The sequence below is a fragment of the Rhizobium sp. BT-226 genome, assembly GCF_025847085.2.
Taxonomy (GTDB): domain Bacteria; phylum Pseudomonadota; class Alphaproteobacteria; order Rhizobiales; family Rhizobiaceae; genus Rhizobium; species Rhizobium sophorae.
Genome location: NZ_JAOYTI010000001.1, coordinates 174,417 through 189,620 on the forward strand (window position 1 = coordinate 174,417; position 15,204 = coordinate 189,620).

Annotated in this window: 16 protein-coding genes; 15 read left to right on the plus strand and 1 reads right to left on the minus strand. The window is 61.9% G+C overall.

The window, feature by feature from the left end; genetic code table 11:
• The first annotated feature begins 13 nt into the window (after nt 1–13).
• The 10 genes from nagZ (at nt 14) to OIU37_RS01060 (ending at nt 9,232) form a co-directional block, all read left to right on the plus strand.
• Nucleotides 14–1,027 carry a beta-N-acetylhexosaminidase gene (nagZ, locus tag OIU37_RS01015; protein WP_264255111.1) on the plus strand — a complete coding sequence of 338 codons (1,014 nt, stop codon included), beginning with the start codon at nt 14–16 and terminating at the stop codon, nt 1,025–1,027.
• An 18-nt stretch (nt 1,028–1,045) separates the two neighbouring features.
• Entirely contained in the window at nt 1,046–1,903 is an 858-nt protein-coding gene (locus OIU37_RS01020) for a ScpA family protein (RefSeq protein ID WP_180695312.1), read from the plus strand.
• On the plus strand, nt 1,900–2,616 hold the full coding sequence (gene scpB, locus OIU37_RS01025) for an SMC-Scp complex subunit ScpB (RefSeq protein WP_264255112.1): 717 nt from the start codon (nt 1,900–1,902) through the stop codon (nt 2,614–2,616). Before OIU37_RS01020 ends, scpB begins: the two co-directional genes overlap by 4 nt.
• Before the next feature lie 182 nt (nt 2,617–2,798).
• Entirely contained in the window at nt 2,799–2,990 is a 192-nt protein-coding gene (locus OIU37_RS01030; RefSeq protein WP_003538990.1) for a twin-arginine translocase TatA/TatE family subunit, read from the plus strand.
• 51 nt (nt 2,991–3,041) lie between these two features.
• Nucleotides 3,042–3,656, plus strand: a complete 615-nt coding sequence (gene tatB / locus OIU37_RS01035; RefSeq protein ID WP_264255113.1) for a Sec-independent protein translocase protein TatB — start codon at nt 3,042–3,044, stop codon at nt 3,654–3,656.
• Nucleotides 3,653–4,480: a twin-arginine translocase subunit TatC gene (tatC, locus tag OIU37_RS01040; RefSeq protein ID WP_017960201.1), complete on the plus strand. Its 828-nt coding sequence runs from the start codon at nt 3,653–3,655 to the stop codon at nt 4,478–4,480. Before tatB ends, tatC begins: the two co-directional genes overlap by 4 nt.
• Before the next feature lie 197 nt (nt 4,481–4,677).
• On the plus strand, nt 4,678–5,961 hold the full coding sequence (gene serS, locus OIU37_RS01045) for a serine--tRNA ligase (RefSeq protein ID WP_240603448.1): 1,284 nt from the start codon (nt 4,678–4,680) through the stop codon (nt 5,959–5,961).
• A gap of 4 nt (nt 5,962–5,965) precedes the next feature.
• The gene (gene surE, locus OIU37_RS01050; RefSeq protein ID WP_017991200.1) at nt 5,966–6,739 is read left to right on the plus strand and encodes a 5'/3'-nucleotidase SurE; all 774 of its coding nucleotides are present in this window, start codon (nt 5,966–5,968) and stop codon (nt 6,737–6,739) included.
• Nucleotides 6,736–7,389 carry a protein-L-isoaspartate(D-aspartate) O-methyltransferase gene (locus OIU37_RS01055; RefSeq protein WP_011651660.1) on the plus strand — a complete coding sequence of 218 codons (654 nt, stop codon included), beginning with the start codon at nt 6,736–6,738 and terminating at the stop codon, nt 7,387–7,389. Before surE ends, OIU37_RS01055 begins: the two co-directional genes overlap by 4 nt.
• Before the next feature lie 241 nt (nt 7,390–7,630).
• Nucleotides 7,631–9,232, plus strand: coding sequence for a peptidoglycan DD-metalloendopeptidase family protein (locus OIU37_RS01060; protein ID WP_264255114.1), 1,602 nt, complete (start codon nt 7,631–7,633; stop codon nt 9,230–9,232).
• Between the two features lie 115 nt (nt 9,233–9,347).
• On the opposite strand, the gene OIU37_RS01065 is transcribed toward OIU37_RS01060, so the two are convergent.
• Nucleotides 9,348–10,220 (minus strand): ATP-binding protein, encoded by an 873-nt coding sequence (locus OIU37_RS01065; protein ID WP_182209650.1) that lies wholly within the window; start codon nt 10,218–10,220, stop codon nt 9,348–9,350.
• Nucleotides 10,221–10,425: 205 nt separating this feature from the next.
• On the opposite strand from OIU37_RS01065, the gene yajC reads away from it, so the two are divergent.
• The 5 genes from yajC (at nt 10,426) to OIU37_RS01090 (ending at nt 15,149) form a co-directional block, all read left to right on the plus strand.
• Nucleotides 10,426–10,773: a preprotein translocase subunit YajC gene (gene yajC, locus OIU37_RS01070; protein WP_003539006.1), complete on the plus strand. Its 348-nt coding sequence runs from the start codon at nt 10,426–10,428 to the stop codon at nt 10,771–10,773.
• Nucleotides 10,774–10,818: 45 nt separating this feature from the next.
• Nucleotides 10,819–13,359: a protein translocase subunit SecDF gene (gene secDF, locus OIU37_RS01075; protein ID WP_182209649.1), complete on the plus strand. Its 2,541-nt coding sequence runs from the start codon at nt 10,819–10,821 to the stop codon at nt 13,357–13,359.
• A gap of 4 nt (nt 13,360–13,363) precedes the next feature.
• On the plus strand, nt 13,364–13,750 hold the full coding sequence (locus tag OIU37_RS01080) for an Mth938-like domain-containing protein (protein WP_003539009.1): 387 nt from the start codon (nt 13,364–13,366) through the stop codon (nt 13,748–13,750).
• A gap of 2 nt (nt 13,751–13,752) precedes the next feature.
• On the plus strand, nt 13,753–14,610 hold the full coding sequence (locus OIU37_RS01085; protein WP_182209648.1) for a phytoene/squalene synthase family protein: 858 nt from the start codon (nt 13,753–13,755) through the stop codon (nt 14,608–14,610).
• 71 nt (nt 14,611–14,681) lie between these two features.
• Nucleotides 14,682–15,149, plus strand: coding sequence for a hypothetical protein (locus OIU37_RS01090; RefSeq protein ID WP_182209647.1), 468 nt, complete (start codon nt 14,682–14,684; stop codon nt 15,147–15,149).
• Nucleotides 15,150–15,204: the final 55 nt, after the last annotated feature.

Here is a 15,204-nt window from a genome sequence, read left to right on the forward strand (position 1 = left end):
CTATGATTCGAATATGACCGAATCAAAAGCGATGATCCTTGGCTGCAGCGGCCTTTCCCTCACATCCGAAGAGAAAGCCTTTTACCGGGACGAGCGGCCCTGGGGCTTCATCCTCTTCGGGCGCAACATCTCCGAAGCACGGCAGATCGCCGATCTCGTCGCCGAACTGCGCGATAGCGTCGGCTGGCATGCACCGGTGCTGATCGACCAGGAGGGCGGCCGCGTCCAGCGCATCCGCCCACCCGTTCTGGCGCGCTATCCTTCCGGCCAGGCGCTCGGCGATCTCTATCGCGGCAATCGCGCACTCGGCCTGCGCGCCGCCTGGCTGATGTCGCGGCTGCACGCCTTCGATCTTTCGAGCCTCGGCATCGATGTCGATTGCCTGCCAGTGCTTGATGTGCCGGTCGAGGGCAGCAGTAACGTCATCGGCGACCGCGCCTATGGCGGCGATCCGGAGACGGTCATCGCGATGGGCCGGGCGGCTGCCGGGGGGCTGAAGGCCGGCGGCCTGTTGCCCGTGATGAAGCACATGCCCGGCCACGGTCGCGGCTTTGCCGATTCACATCTGGAGCTGCCTGTCGTCACCGTCCCGCGCGATGAGCTGGAGCTCCATGACTTCCCGCCCTTTGTCGCGATGAAGGACGAGTTGATGGCCATGACCTGCCACGTCGTTTTCGCCGCCATCGACCCGGATAATCCGGCGACGACCTCGCGCAAGGTGATCGACGGCATCATCCGCGAGCACATCGGCTTTAACGGTCTGCTGCTCTCCGACGACAGTTCGATGAACGCTCTTTCCGGCACGATCGGTGAACGTGCGGCGAATATCATTGCAGGCGGATGCGATATCGTGCTGCATTGCAATGGCCATATGGACGAGATGCGGGAGGTCGTGGCAAATGTTCCACCGCTCGCCGGTCTATCGCTTGCTCGCGCAAAGGCGGTAGAAGCGGGTTTCCCGGCGCCGGATAGCGCCGATGAAGCGGAATTGAGGGCGGAATTCGAGGCGATGTTTGCGATCGTGTGATCGCAGAGGAGCAGGGTGGTGAACACGGTCAAGGGCACGGAACGTCCGCAGGCGGCAACGCCGATGGACAAGCTGTGGCAGGATAACGGTGCTGAGCGCGCCAGCCACGAGCCGGCGCTGGTGATCGACGTCGCCGGCTTTGAAGGTCCGCTCGACCTGTTGCTCTATCTCGCCCGCAACCAGAAGGTCGATCTGTCGCGCATTTCGGTGCTGGCGCTCGCCGAGCAATATCTGCTGTTCATCGAAAGCGCCCGGCGTATCCGCATCGAGCTTGCCGCCGATTATCTCGTCATGGCAGCCTGGCTTGCCTATCTCAAGTCGAAGCTGCTCATTCCCCAGCAGGTCAAGGATGACGGCCCTTCTGGCGAGGAACTAGCGGCAACGCTCGCCTTCCGCCTAAAACGCCTCGAAGCCATGCGCCAGGCGGCAGACGGCCTCGTCAATCGCAATCGCCTCGGCCGCGATATCTTCGTGCGCGGCGCGCCGGAGCATATTCCCGATCGCCAGCAATCCGCTTATGCGGCGAGCCTTTACGATCTCCTGACCGCCTATGCGGCGCTGCGTCAGCGCCATGCCGTCACCCAGGTGACGATCGAGCGGCGCACGGTCTGGTCGCTGACCGATGCCCGTGAGCTGCTGACCCAGATGATCGGCGAGGTCGCTGACTGGACGGCGATGGAACATTACCTGCTGCGTTATCTCGCAGCGCCCGAAGAGCGCGTCACGGCAATCGCCAGCGCCTTTGCCGCCTCGCTGGAGCTGGTGCGCGAGGGCAAGCTCGAAATCCGCCAGGACGGCGCCTTTCAGCCGATATACATGCGCCGCGGCCCGAAACACGCCACGCTGCAGGTGGTCGAACAGGAGCGGCCGGTTTGATCGATCTGAAGGGCGAAGAGGATTTCGAGGGCGATTTCCAAGACAGGAGCCGCGACCTGCAGGCCGAGATCGAGGCCGAGCGCATCGCCGAGGCGCTGGTCTTCGCCTCGTCGCAGCCGGTCTCCGAAGGCTTCCTCGCCGAGCGCCTGCCTGAGAAGACCGACGTGCGTGCCATCATGCTGCGGCTGAAGGAGTACTACGCGCCGCGCGGCGTCAATCTCGTGCAGGTCGAGGGTGCCTGGGCCTTCCGCACCGCCGCCGACCTGTCCTTCGTCATCCGCCGTGATGACAATGAGGTGAAGAAGCTTTCGCGCGCCGCGCTGGAAGTGCTGGCGATCATTGCCTATCACCAGCCGGTGACGCGGGCCGAAATCGAAGATATCCGCGGCGTCCAGACCTCGCGCGGCACGCTTGACGTGCTGATGGAAGCTGGCTGGGTGCGGTTTCGCGGCCGGCGGCGCACGCCGGGCCGGCCGGTGACATTGGGCACGACGCGCGATTTCCTCGACCATTTCGGTCTCGAAGAGCTGCGTGACCTGCCCGGTCTCGAAGAGTTGAAGGGAGCGGGCTTGCTGTCGGGCCGCATTCCAGCGAATTTCAACATTCCCTCGCCCTTGATGAACGACGAGCTGACCGAGGACGAAGACCCGATCACCCAGATGGACCTCGAGGAACTGGGGTTGTTGGCGCCGCGCGGCACCTCTGAAGATTGAGGGGTTTGCGTCTTGCTTTTGCCATGCATGGCGAAAACAATGGAGCCAGCACTTTTCGGCGGGTCAACGGCTTGTCACAAAGGGCGATACCGTGACATTAAGCTCAATCCAAAGGGCTTGATGTTGGAAACGGTGTCGGAAATCCTTACATCGTGGGAACACAGAAACAGGGAGTTAGCGTAATGGGTTCTTTTAGCATGTGGCACTGGCTGATCGTTCTGGTCATCGTGCTGTTGTTGTTCGGTCGCGGCAAGATCCCGGAACTGATGGGCGACGTTGCCAAGGGCATCAAGAGCTTCAAGAAGGGCATGACGGACGAAGACGCGCCGGATACGGCAAAGACCGTCGATCACAAGGCCGACGAAACGAAGTAACCAAGTCCGGGAAAAAGCGCCGCCCCCGCGCTTCCCGTCCAGGAGCCTTGCATGTTCGATATTGGCTGGACCGAGCTTTTGGTCATCGCGGTCGTACTGATCGTGGTTGTCGGTCCCAAGGATTTGCCGCCGATGCTGCGCGCCTTCGGCAAAATGACGCAGCGCGCGCGCAAGGTGGCGGGTGATTTCCGTGCGCAGTTCGATGAAGCGTTGCGCGAAGCCGAGCTTGACGATGTCCGCCAGACGATCAGCGACGCCCAGAAGCTCAACCCGGTCAACAGCCTGCGCGAGGCGATGAATCCGCTTCGCCAGATGGGCAACGAGATCAAGGCCGACCTGCAGAAGGCAACCACGGTCACGGAAAACAAGACCGACGTGCCGCCCGATGCTGTCGCAGCCCCGACGCCGTCGATGAGCTTGCCGGAAACGCCGCCACTGGTAGCGACACCTGCGCCGCCGTCGGAACCCGTCGCCACAGCGATTGTGCAAGCCGATACGGTTGTCGCTAAGCCGAAGGCCGTGCGCAAGCCGCGCGTCAAGCCTGCCGACCAGGTCGATGCTGCGGCCGCCGTTGCCGTGCCTGTGGAAAAGCCGAAACGCACGACGGCAGTCAGGAAGCCTGCAACGCCGAAGAAGCCTGCGCAGACAAAGAAGGACGAGGCATGAGCGGTGATATTGAAGACAAGCCGCAGCCGTTGATCGAGCACCTGATGGAGCTGCGCACGCGGCTGATGTGGTCGATCGGCGCATTTTTCGTCGCCTTCATCGCATGCTTCTTTTTCGCCAAGGATCTCTTCAATTATCTGGTCATCCCATACAAGACAGCGGTCCAGTGGGCTAATCTCGACGTTGAGAAGGCCCAGCTCATCTACACCGCGCCGCAGGAATTCTTCTTCACCCAGGTCAAGGTGGCGATGTTCGGCGGCCTTGTGGTCGCTTTCCCGATCATCGCCGCCCAGGTCTACAAGTTTGTGGCGCCCGGCCTGTACAAGAACGAGCGTCAGGCTTTCCTGCCGTTCCTGGTCGCCTCTCCGGTCCTGTTCCTGATGGGCGGCGCGCTCGTCTATTTCTTCTTCACGCCGATGGTCATGTGGTTCTTCCTGTCGATGCAGCAGGCGCCGGGTCACGACGAGATAGCAATCTCGCTGATGCCGAAGGTCTCTGAATATCTGAGCCTGATCATGACGCTGGTCTTCTCCTTCGGCCTCGTCTTCCAGCTGCCTGTCATCACCACGCTGCTCGCCCGTGTCGGTCTTCTGACGTCGCAATGGCTGGCCGAAAAGCGCAAGTTTGCCATCGTCCTCGCCTTCGTCGTCGCTGCCGTGCTGACGCCGCCGGACCCGATGTCCCAGATCGGCCTTGCGATACCGACGATCCTTCTCTACGAGATTTCCATCTATGCGGCGCGACTCGTGGAGCGCCAGCGTGCCCGGCAGGCGGTCGAAAAGGAAACCGGATCCGCAGACGTTGCCAAGACGGACAGCGTCTAAGCAGCGATCCCGGAAATCCCTTCATGAACGCCGTCGACTGCATAATCCCTAAATCGGAATCGGTTTAAGGGTTATGGAGCAATTCAAAGTGTTGCGGCGTCCTTTGCGCGTCTGAAAAGGCGCGGCGCCGTGACATCCGGTCGAGGCCCGATCAGGCTTTGGCTGGGTCACCTCTATTGCAACGACCTGGAACGACGATGCTCGATATCAAATGGATCCGTGAGAATCCCGAAGCGCTCGATGCCGCCCTTGCCAAGCGCGGGGCGGAGCCTCTTGCCCAAAGTCTCGTTGCCCTCGATGAAAAGCGCCGCTCCGCTGTGCAGAAGGCGCAGGACCTGCTGTCCCGCCGCAACCTCGCCTCCAAGGAGATTGGCGCGGCGATGGCCCAGAAGAATAGCGAGCTGGCCGAGAAGCTGAAGGCGGAGGTCTCTGAACTCAAGACCCTGCTGCCGGCGATCGAGGAAGAGGACCGGCAACTGACGGCCGAACTCAACGACGCGCTCTCGCGCATCCCGAACATCCCATTCGACGACGTCCCGGTCGGCAAGGACGAGCATGACAATGTCGTCACCCGCACCGTCGGCGAAAAGCCGCGCTGGAACCATGCACCGAAGGAGCACTTCGAAATCGGCGAAGCGCTTGGCTATATGGATTTCGAGCGCGCCGCCAAGCTCTCCGGCTCGCGCTTCACGGTTCTGACCGGTCCGCTCGCCAGGCTCGAGCGGGCGCTCGGCCAGTTCATGATCGATCTCCACACCAGAGAGCACGGCTATACCGAAGTCAGCTCGCCGCTGATGGTGCGCGACGAGGCCGTCTATGGCACCGCCCAGCTGCCGAAATTCGCCGAGGATCTCTTCAGGACGACGGATGGCCGCTGGTTGATTCCGACGGCCGAAGTGACGCTGACCAATCTGGTGCGCGAGGAAATCCTCGATCAGGAAAAGCTGCCGCTCCGCTTTACCGCGCTGACGCCGTCCTTCCGTTCGGAAGCGGGCTCCGCCGGCCGCGATACCCGCGGCATGCTGCGCCAGCATCAGTTCTGGAAATGCGAGCTCGTCTCGATCACCGATGCCGAGAGCGCCGTTGCCGAGCATGAACGCATGACCGCCTGCGCCGAGGAGGTGCTGAAGCGCCTCGGCCTGCATTTCCGCACCATGACGCTTTGCACCGGCGATATGGGCTTCGGCTCGCGCAAGACCTACGATCTCGAAGTCTGGCTGCCGGGGCAGAATGCCTTCCGCGAAATTTCCTCCTGCTCGGTCTGCGGCGATTTTCAGGGCCGGCGGATGAATGCGCGCTACCGCGGCAAGGACGACAAGAGCAACAGGTTCGTCCATACGCTGAACGGTTCCGGCACGGCCGTCGGCCGCTGCCTGATCGCTGTCCTTGAAAATTATCTGAACGAGGATGGTTCGGTCACGATTCCGGACGTTTTGCTGCCTTATATGGGCGGATTGACCAAGATCGAACGGGCGGCCTGAGGCGATGCGCATCCTGCTTACGAATGACGATGGCATTCACGCCGAAGGTCTTGCCGCGCTGGAGCGGATCGCGCGCACGCTGTCCGACGATGTCTGGATCGTGGCGCCCGAGACCGACCAGAGCGGCTTGGCCCATTCGCTGAGCCTCTCCGAACCTTTGCGGCTGCGCAAGATTTCCGACAAGCATTTCGCCCTGCGCGGCACACCGACCGATTGCGTCATCATGGGCATCAGGCAGGTGATGGACATCAAGCCGGATCTCGTCCTGTCCGGCGTCAATTCGGGCTCGAACGTTGCCGACGACGTGACCTATTCCGGCACGATCGCCGGCGCCATCGAAGGAACCATGCAGGGCGTGCGCTCCTTCGCGTTGAGCCAGGCCTATCTTTATGAGGACGGCGCACGCATCGTGCCCTGGGAGGTCTGCGAGACGCACGCGCCGGCTCTTCTGGAAAAGCTGATGGTTCTGGACCTGCCGGAGGGCACGTTCCTCAATCTCAACTTCCCGAACTGCCGTCCCGACGAAGTCGACGGCGCCGAGGTGACCATGCAGGGCAAGCTCGCCTTCAATCTGCAGGTCGATGCCCGCTCCGACGGCCGGGGCTTTCCATACTACTGGCTGAAGTTTGGCGAGCGCGCCGGCGCCTTCGTCGAAGGCACCGATATTCACGCCCTGAAGCATAATAAGATTTCGGTAACGCCTTTGAAACTGGATCTGACCGATTATTCCGTGACGGACCGCGTGGCGCGGGCCTTGGGATACGGAGCACAAGTTTGACGGCAAGACTGGCGGAGAAGGAGGGCTTTGCTGCGCTCGTCCTCAGATTGCGTGCCGAAGGCATCTCCGACCTCGATCTGCTGACGGCGGTCGAGCAGACGCAGCGCTCGCTGTTCGTGCCGCCGCAATTCGCCGACGACGCCTATTCGAGCCGGACCATACCGATCGAATGCGGATCCTTCCTCGAAGGCATCGATTTTGCCGTCCGCATCCTGCACCATCTGAAGCTCAAGCCCGGCCAGCGCGTCCTGGAAATCGGTACAGGAAGCGGCTTTACCGCCGCCGTGATGGGCCGCCTGGCCGAGCGCGTTCTGTCTATCGACCGCTACAAGACGCTGACATCAGCCGCTCAGCGGCGCATGGAATCGCTTGGTCTGCGCAGCGTCGTCATCCGCCAGGCCGACGGCAGCGCCGGCATGCAGGGCGAGGGGACCTTCGATCGCATCCTGGTGACGGCGGCCTTTAACGCGATGCCGCGCTTTTATACCGACCAGCTCGTTTCCGGCGGCTCGATGATCGCGCCGCTGATGATTTCCGAGAACGAGTGTCGCATGGTGAGGCTGACGAAAACCGGCAGCCGTTTCGAACGCGAGGAACTGTTCGAAGCACCCTATCTGCCGATCGTTCCGCGCCTTGCCTCGCTACTGTAGACGTGGATGATTTCAGGCCGGACCGGCCTGAGATTTACCATCAGAAAAGAGCGCGCATGATCTCGTCAGAGAACCGCTGAGAGTTTTCGGCATCATGCTCAGCACACTGCGATTTTTCACCCGTAAGCTATGGTTATCAACTTCTCAAAAAAATCGCACTGATTCCAGCATCTTAACTGCGTGGTAATACTAACGCGTTTTAATAGACTCACAAATGGTTGCGTTCTCAGTGGGTCGAGTCATGCGTTTCAGTCTTTCGCCAAAGTTCGGGAAGTCGGCCGGTAATCTTCTGGTTGTTAGCCTGCTGGCAAGTGCCGCAACGGGCTGCAGTTCCGATGTGACACGGTTTGGCGGCTTGTTTTCCTCCTCCGGGCAGGATCAGATCACCACAAGTTCCATTCCGCGCAGGAATATGAACGGTTCTCAAGGCGATCCGGTGCCGCGCGCCGATCTTAGCAGTTCGGCCGTTGCCAACCAGTCGGGCTACGGCGGCGGCAATGACGCTATGAACCAGCCTTATCCCGCCCGCCAGGGTTACGATCCGACACGCACGTCGAGCTCGAGCGCACGTCTCGCTTCCGCGCCGGTTTCGGTGCAGCGTTCAGAGTTGGCCGCGCCGACGGCGGCGGCACCCTCCCGGCAGCGGGAAAAGGAAGTTGCGCTCGCCCAGCCTTTCCCAGCTGCGCCGCAGGCCGAAAGGCCCCGATTGGTGGCGCCAGCTGCTCCGAAGGTGGCGCCCGATACGCTGACGACAGGCACGACGCCGAAGGTTTCAGGCTGGTCCGCGACCAACGCTCCGTCGGTGACCCTGCGTCCGGGTGAAAGCATCGCCACGCTCTCCAGGCGTTTCGGCGTACCGGAAAAGGAAATCCTCCGCGTCAATGCTCTGAAGACGGCATCTGCCGCCCAGCCCGGCCAGGCGATCCTGATCCCGACCTTCAACGGCGGCAATGCCGCCAAGGCGGCATCGCAGGCGGCTGACCTTTCCAAGCCCGGCAAGATGCCGGCGCCGAAGGCGCCCGAGCAGAACGTCGCCGTCGTTCCGGGCGCCAATTCCGCCCGCGACAAGACGCTGGCGAGTGGCGATGTCACCGGCAAACTTCCCGCCGGCGCCGGCAAAGATCCGAAGGCGCCTGCCGGCACCTATGTCGTCAAACAAGGCGATTCCCTGGCAAAGATTGCCAAGGCGACCGGTAGTAATGTCGACGACCTCAAGGCCGCCAACAATCTTTCGGCCAGCTCGCTCCGCATCGGTCAGGCTCTGAAAATCCCGAACGGCACCGCCGACAATATCAAGACCGCTTCAATCCCGGCTGAGAAGGTCGATCCGAAGCCGACCCAGCCGGCGGCTGCCCAGCAGACGGCTTCCGCTCAGCCAGCACCCTATAAGGCGCCGGCCGCCACTCAGACCGTCGACGATGTCGAGAAGAAGTCGGACGTCAGCTCCGCCGCGCCGGAATCGACCGGCATCGGCAAATATCGCTGGCCGGTGCGCGGCCAGGTCATTGCTTCATACGGCGCCAACGTCAACGGCAACCGCAATGACGGCATCGACATTTCGGTACCGCAGGGCACGCCGATCAAGGCTGCCGAAAACGGCGTCGTCATCTATGCCGGCAACGGCCTGAAGGAGCTCGGCAACACGGTTCTCGTCCGTCACGACGACGGCACCGTTACCGTCTACGGCAACGCCGATACGCTGAGCGTCACCCGCGGCCAGAAGATCCAGCGTGGCCAGACCGTCGCCGTCTCCGGCATGAGCGGGGACGTCAAGCAGCCGCAGGTCCATTTCGAGGTGCGCAAGGATGCGTCCCCGGTCAACCCGATGACTTTCCTGGAATAGGTACAGCGTACCAGGAAACGCAAAAGCCCGGCCGCCAGCCGGGCTTTTGTCATTTAATGCATGTCGCCCAAAAGTGTGCAGCGGTTTTGGGATAACGACATGCATAAATCAAAGACTAGGCCCGGTCGATGTGAACCCGCATGCGTCCGGCCAGATCCTGAATATACTGCCAGGCGACGCGGCCGGAGCGGGCTCCGCGCGTCGTTGCCCATTCCAGCGCTTCGGCATGCATCTTGTCGCGTTCGAGCCCGAGCTTGAAGTGATCGGCATAGCCGTCGATCATGCCGAGATAGTCGTCCTGGCTGCATTTGTGGAAGCCAAGCCAGAGGCCGAAGCGGTCGGAAAGCGAAACCTTCTCCTCGACCGCCTCCGACGGATTGATCGCCGTCGACTGCTCGTTTTCCATCATGTGGCGCGGAAGGAGATGGCGCCGGTTGGAGGTGGCGTAGAAGAGCACATTGTCCGGCCGCCCTTCGACGCCGCCGTCGAGTGCCGCCTTCAGCGACTTGTAGGCGGTGTCGTCGTGATCGAAGGAGAGATCGTCGCAGAAGACGATCACGCGGTACGGCGTGTCCTTCAAGAGGTCGAGCAGATTGGGAAGGCTGGCGATATCCTCGCGGTGGACTTCGACCAGCTTCAGCGCGACACCGCTTTCGCGCCTGACATCCTCGTGTACGGCTTTAACAAGCGAGGATTTGCCCATGCCGCGCGCGCCCCAGAGCAGTACATTGTTGGCGGCATACCCCTCGGCGAAACGCACCGTATTCTCGTGCAGGATGTCGCGTACATGATCGACACCGCGGATGAGCTTCAACGCCACCCGGTTCGGCTTCTTCACAGGCTGCAGATGCTGGCGCATCGGCGCCCAGACGAAACAGTCCGCCGCGGCCCAGTCGTTGACGGCAGGCGCCGGCCCGGCAAGGCGCTGGACGGCATCGGCGAGCCGTTTCAGTTCGGCAAGCAGGGCAGTGTTGATTTCCTCGGTCATCGCAGGCCTCCTGTTTTTCGCTGCGTCATTCCGCTTTGATCTTTCGATGCCGCCTACCATGGCGTTTTGACGGCGGAAAGGTTATGAGGCAGCGGAATCGGTACTGTTTCCGGCTGTTTCTGTTGCATTCATCGAAGCCGTAACTATAGTCCGGCAACCTGAAAAGAGAGGCGGAGTTCCGCCGCCCAAGCCTGAGGAGTTTAGCATGTTCATCACCCCGGCATTCGCCCAGAGCGCGACCGATACCGCAACGGGATTCGGCGGCTCCGGTTTCGAAATGATCATCCTGTTCGTGCCGCTGATGGTCGTCTGGTACTTCCTGCTGATCCGTCCGCAGCGCGCACAGGCAAAAAAGCGTGAGGAAACCCTGAAGGCGATCCGTCGCGGCGACCAGGTCGTCACCGGTGGCGGCCTCGTCGGCAAGGTCACCAAGGTGATCGACGAAAAGGAAGTCGAAGTCGAGATCGCTGACGGCGTGCGCGTGCGCATCGTCCGCAGCGGCATCTCCGAAATTCGCGTCAAGGGTGAACCGGTCAAGGCCGACGCGGCGTAACAAGCGATAACGGCAGGACCGCCGGATCGGAAGATCGTCGAGAGAATGTTGCATTTTTCCCGCTGGAAAACACTTCTGATTTGGCTGGTCGCGTTTGCGGCCATCGTCATTGCTGCGCCCAATCTGCTGACCGAGGCGCAGCGATCTTCCCTGCCGGACTGGCTGCGGCACGACCGCGTCGTGCTTGGTCTCGACCTGCAGGGTGGTTCGCATATCGTTCTGAAGGTCGAGCGTTCCGATATCGTCAGGGACCGCCTGGAAGAGGTGGTCGCGAATGTGCGCAACGCGCTGCGCGGCGCCGGTATCCGCTATACCGGGCTGACCGGCAATGACCAGACCGTCACCGTCCGCATCACCGATGCGGCCCAGGCACCGGCGGCGGTCGATCTCCTGAAGCCCTTGACGACCGGTGGCGGACATTCGGGACCTGAGGTCGCGCTGCAGCCGGGCGACCAGGGGCAGCTCTCACTGCAGATTTCCGACGCCGGCATTACCGCTGACGTCGCTTCCGCCCGGACCCGCTCGCTCGATATCGTTGGCCGCCGCATCGCGGGATTGGGCAATGATAATTTCCTCGTTCGCCCCGATGGCGCCGACCGCATCGTCGTGCAGGTGCTGGGATCGGTCGACGCGGAGCGGCTGAAGAACATCCTCAACCAGCCGGCCAAGCTTTCCTTTCATCTGATCGACGAAAGCATGTCGGGGCAGGAGGCGCTGAACGGCCGCTGGCCGGCGACATCGCAGGTGCTCTATTCGCTTGACGATCCGCCGGTGCCGTACCTCGTCGACCGCACGGCTTTCATCACCGGCAGCAACATGGTCGATATCGAGCCTGTCGTCGATCAACAGACGCAGGATACCTCGATCGCCTATCGTCTCGATGCGGAAGGCACGCAGCGGCTGGCGCAGGCGACGGGGCAGAATATCGGCAAGCACCTTGCCATCGTCTTCGACGACCAGGTGATGTCGTCACCGGTCATCGATGCGGCGATCACCGGCGGCGAGGGTCGGATTTCGGCAAACTTTTCCGAGGATGGCGTCCGCGACCTTGCGATCATGCTGCGCGCCGGCGCCTTGCCGGCGACGCTGACCAGCGTTGAGGAACGCAGCATCAGCCCGAGATTCGGCGCCGATTCCATCTTCAACGGCCTCGTTGCCGGCCTCGTCGCCGTCGTATTGGTCGCGGCATTGATGATCGCGCTCTATCGCATCCTCGGCCTCATCGCCGTCGCCTCGCTCTTCCTCAACCTGATCCTCATCGTCGCGGTGCTCAGCCTTATCGGCGCGACGCTCACCTTGCCGGGGATTGCCGGCATCGTGCTGATCGTCGGCATGGCGGTCGACTCGAACGTTCTGATCTATGAGCGAATCCGGGAAGAGGAAAAAACCACCCATTCCTTTGCGGAGGCCGTCGGCCGCGGTTTCTCGCGCGCATTCGCAACGATCGTCGATGCCAATGTGACGATCTTCATTGCCGCCATCATCCTCTTCTTCCTCGGCAGCGAATCCATCCGCGGTTTCGCGGTGACGCTTGCGGTCGGCATCCTGACGACCGTTTTCACGGCATTCACGCTGACGCGCTCGATCGTTGCCGTCTGGTTGAGAAGGCGCCATCCCCGGCATCTGCCGAAGAGCGTGCTGACGCATCTTTTCGAACACGCCAATATCCGCTTCATGGGGATCCGCCGTTATGTCTTTACGGCGTCGGCAGTCATCTCGCTGATCGCCATGGCCGCTTTTGCCACCGTCGGCCTGCATCTCGGCATTGATTTCACCGGCGGCTCGCTCATCGAGGTGACGGCAAAGCAGGGCAATGCCGACATCGCCGATCTCAGCTCGCGTCTGAATGATCTCAATCTCGGCGATGTCAGCGTCGAGCGCACAGGCGGGCCGGCGAACGCGCGGATTCGCATCGCTTCCCAGGGCGGCGGCGAGAATGCCGAGCAGTCGGCGGCGACGCTGGTGCGCGGCGAGCTCCAGGAAGATTATGACTTTCGCCGCGTCGAGGTCGTCGGTCCCGCCATCTCGGGCGAATTGACGATGATGGCGACGCTCGGCGTGCTTGCGGCACTTGCGGCGATCCTCATCTACATCTGGATCCGCTTCGAATGGCAGTTCGCGGTCGGCGCCATCATTGCCACGCTGCACGATGTCATCATCATGCTCGGTCTCTTCGTCCTCACCGGCATCGAGTTCAACCTGACGAGCGTCGCCGCCGTGCTGACCATCGTTGGTTATTCCCTGAACGATACGGTCGTGGTCTACGACCGAATGCGTGAAAATCTCAAACGATACAAGAAGATGCCGCTGCCTATCCTGATCGATGCGTCGATCAACCAGACGCTGTCACGCACCGTTCTGACCGCGGCGACGACGTTGATCGCCTTGCTGGCGCTTTTTCTCTTCGGCGGTGAAGTCATCCGTTCCTTCACCTTTGCGATGCTCTTCGGCGTCGCTCTCGGCACCTTCTCTTCGATCTATATCGCCGCTCCTGTCTTGATCGTCTTCCGGCTGCGGCCGGAGGCTCCCGACGGAGAAGAGAGCAACAAGACGGATGCTGGTGTAAAATCCGGCACGGTGGTTTGAAAACATGGCAAAAGGCATAGAAATCCGCGCCGCGCATTTCCCCGGGCGCGCTCCGATCGATGCTTACGGCAATGGCGGCTTTCGTTTTGCCGACATGTCGCATCGCGGCTCGATCCTTTGCCTGCCCTCCGGCATTCATGGCTGGGACATGGACATGTCGAAACCGCTGTCACCTGAAAATTTTCGCCGGGTGCTGGATGAGGCCGCCGATATCGAGGTTCTGCTCGTCGGTACTGGAACCGAGCTTCGCCGTCTGCCCGAGGAATTGAGGCTGGCGTTGAAGTCGCGCGGCATCTCGTCCGATCCGATGAGCACCGGGGCTGCAGTGCGCACCTTCAATATCATGCTCGCCGAGCAACGTGCCGTCGCCGCGGCGTTGATTGCGGTCTGACGATGACTGAAGCGCATATTGCGACCAACCAGGACATCTGCCTGGCGATGCTGCGTGACAGCGATCGCGACCGCTATCTCGCCTGTCTGCTGTCGCCGGAGGAAAAGCGCGGGGCGCTCGCAGCTCTTTACGCCTTCAATGCTGAGCTTGCCCGCATCCGCGATCTCGTCCACGAGCCGTTGCCCGGCGAGGTGCGGCTGCAATATTGGCACGATCTTCTGGAGGGCAGCGCACACGGTTCGACGGCGGCCAATCCCGTCGCCGCAGCCCTTCTGATCGCGATCGAAACGCACCGCCTGCCGCGCAAGACGCTGATCGACATGATCGAGGCCCGTACCTTCGATCTCTATGACGATCCGATGGAGACACGTCTTTCGCTTGAAGGCTATGCCGGCGAAACGGCATCGGCGCTGATTCAGCTCGCAAGCCTGGTGCTTTCGCCGGAGGAAGCCGCACGCTCGGCCGACGCCGCCGGCCATGCCGGGGTCGCCCAGGCGGTCGCCGGGCTGTTGCTGCTGATGCCGCTGCATCGCCGCCGAGGCCAGATCTATATTCCGCTGCAGATCCTTTCCGCCACCGGTCTCGACCGCGATGCTTTCCTCGCCGGCGAAGACAGGCCGCGCATCTCTGCCGCCATCGAGGCCTTCGCCGGCCTCGGTCGCGAACATCTGGCAAAGGCGAGGGCGGCGGGCCCGATTGCGCCGGCCGTCTTTCCAGCCTTCCTGCCGGCGACGCTTGCAGAACCGGTGCTCATCAAGGCGCAGAAACGCGGCGCCTTGCTGCTCGACCGGCCGCTGCAGCCGCCGCAGTGGCGCCGCCAGCTACGGATGGGGCTGGCTGCCGCACGCCGAAAAATCTGATATCGGTCAAATTCGCGCAAGTCTCGTGCGTTACAAGGCTTCCACCGCTACCCTTTGAACGGAGACTCGGCGTGGGCATTATCGTCTGGTGCGTCCTTTTCGCGATCGTCATTTTCTTTGCTTTCGTGGCGACGCGCATGGCCGCACAGAACAAGGAAGATGGCCTGCATGACACAGGCCTCGCCATCATCGAGTTCGGCCGTGCCTTTCCGACCGAGGCGATCCGTCAGCTGCAGGCGACGGAAAACGGCCAGGCCGTCTTTGTGCGCCTGCACGACAACAAGGCCGGCTTCATGCGCAACATGTCGCGCCATTTCTCCTGTCACCTGATCGAGCCGGGTCGGGTGCGCGTCGTCGGCTCTGAAACGGGCAGGGGACTGGTGATCGACTTCCTCGATGCACCCCATCACAACGGCGATTTCGAATTTGCTTCCGCCAAGGAAGCCTCGGAGGTTTCGCTCTGGCTGCTCGGCAATTATATCGCCGAGCCGGATAAGGACCTGCCGCTCGGCAATATTTCGGCGGCGAACAAGCAGTAATGCATGTCGCCCAAAGCGTGCAGCGGTTTTGGGGAGGGCGACATGCATAAAAGCA

What these genes read in the sequence shown, in the direction of transcription:
- nagZ (WP_264255111.1), top strand. Translation starts at nt 14, where the DNA reads ATGACCGAATCAAAAGCGATGATCCTTGGCTGCAGCGGCCTTTCCCTC.
- OIU37_RS01030 (WP_003538990.1), top strand. Translation starts at nt 2,799, where the DNA reads ATGGGTTCTTTTAGCATGTGGCACTGGCTGATCGTTCTGGTCATCGTG.
- tatB (WP_264255113.1), top strand. Translation starts at nt 3,042, where the DNA reads ATGTTCGATATTGGCTGGACCGAGCTTTTGGTCATCGCGGTCGTACTG.
- tatC (WP_017960201.1), top strand. Translation starts at nt 3,653, where the DNA reads ATGAGCGGTGATATTGAAGACAAGCCGCAGCCGTTGATCGAGCACCTG.
- serS (WP_240603448.1), top strand. Translation starts at nt 4,678, where the DNA reads ATGCTCGATATCAAATGGATCCGTGAGAATCCCGAAGCGCTCGATGCC.
- surE (WP_017991200.1), top strand. Translation starts at nt 5,966, where the DNA reads ATGCGCATCCTGCTTACGAATGACGATGGCATTCACGCCGAAGGTCTT.
- OIU37_RS01060 (WP_264255114.1), top strand. Translation starts at nt 7,631, where the DNA reads ATGCGTTTCAGTCTTTCGCCAAAGTTCGGGAAGTCGGCCGGTAATCTT.
- OIU37_RS01065 (WP_182209650.1), bottom strand. Translation starts at nt 10,220, where the DNA reads ATGACCGAGGAAATCAACACTGCCCTGCTTGCCGAACTGAAACGGCTC.
- yajC (WP_003539006.1), top strand. Translation starts at nt 10,426, where the DNA reads ATGTTCATCACCCCGGCATTCGCCCAGAGCGCGACCGATACCGCAACG.
- secDF (WP_182209649.1), top strand. Translation starts at nt 10,819, where the DNA reads ATGTTGCATTTTTCCCGCTGGAAAACACTTCTGATTTGGCTGGTCGCG.
- OIU37_RS01080 (WP_003539009.1), top strand. Translation starts at nt 13,364, where the DNA reads ATGGCAAAAGGCATAGAAATCCGCGCCGCGCATTTCCCCGGGCGCGCT.
- OIU37_RS01085 (WP_182209648.1), top strand. Translation starts at nt 13,753, where the DNA reads ATGACTGAAGCGCATATTGCGACCAACCAGGACATCTGCCTGGCGATG.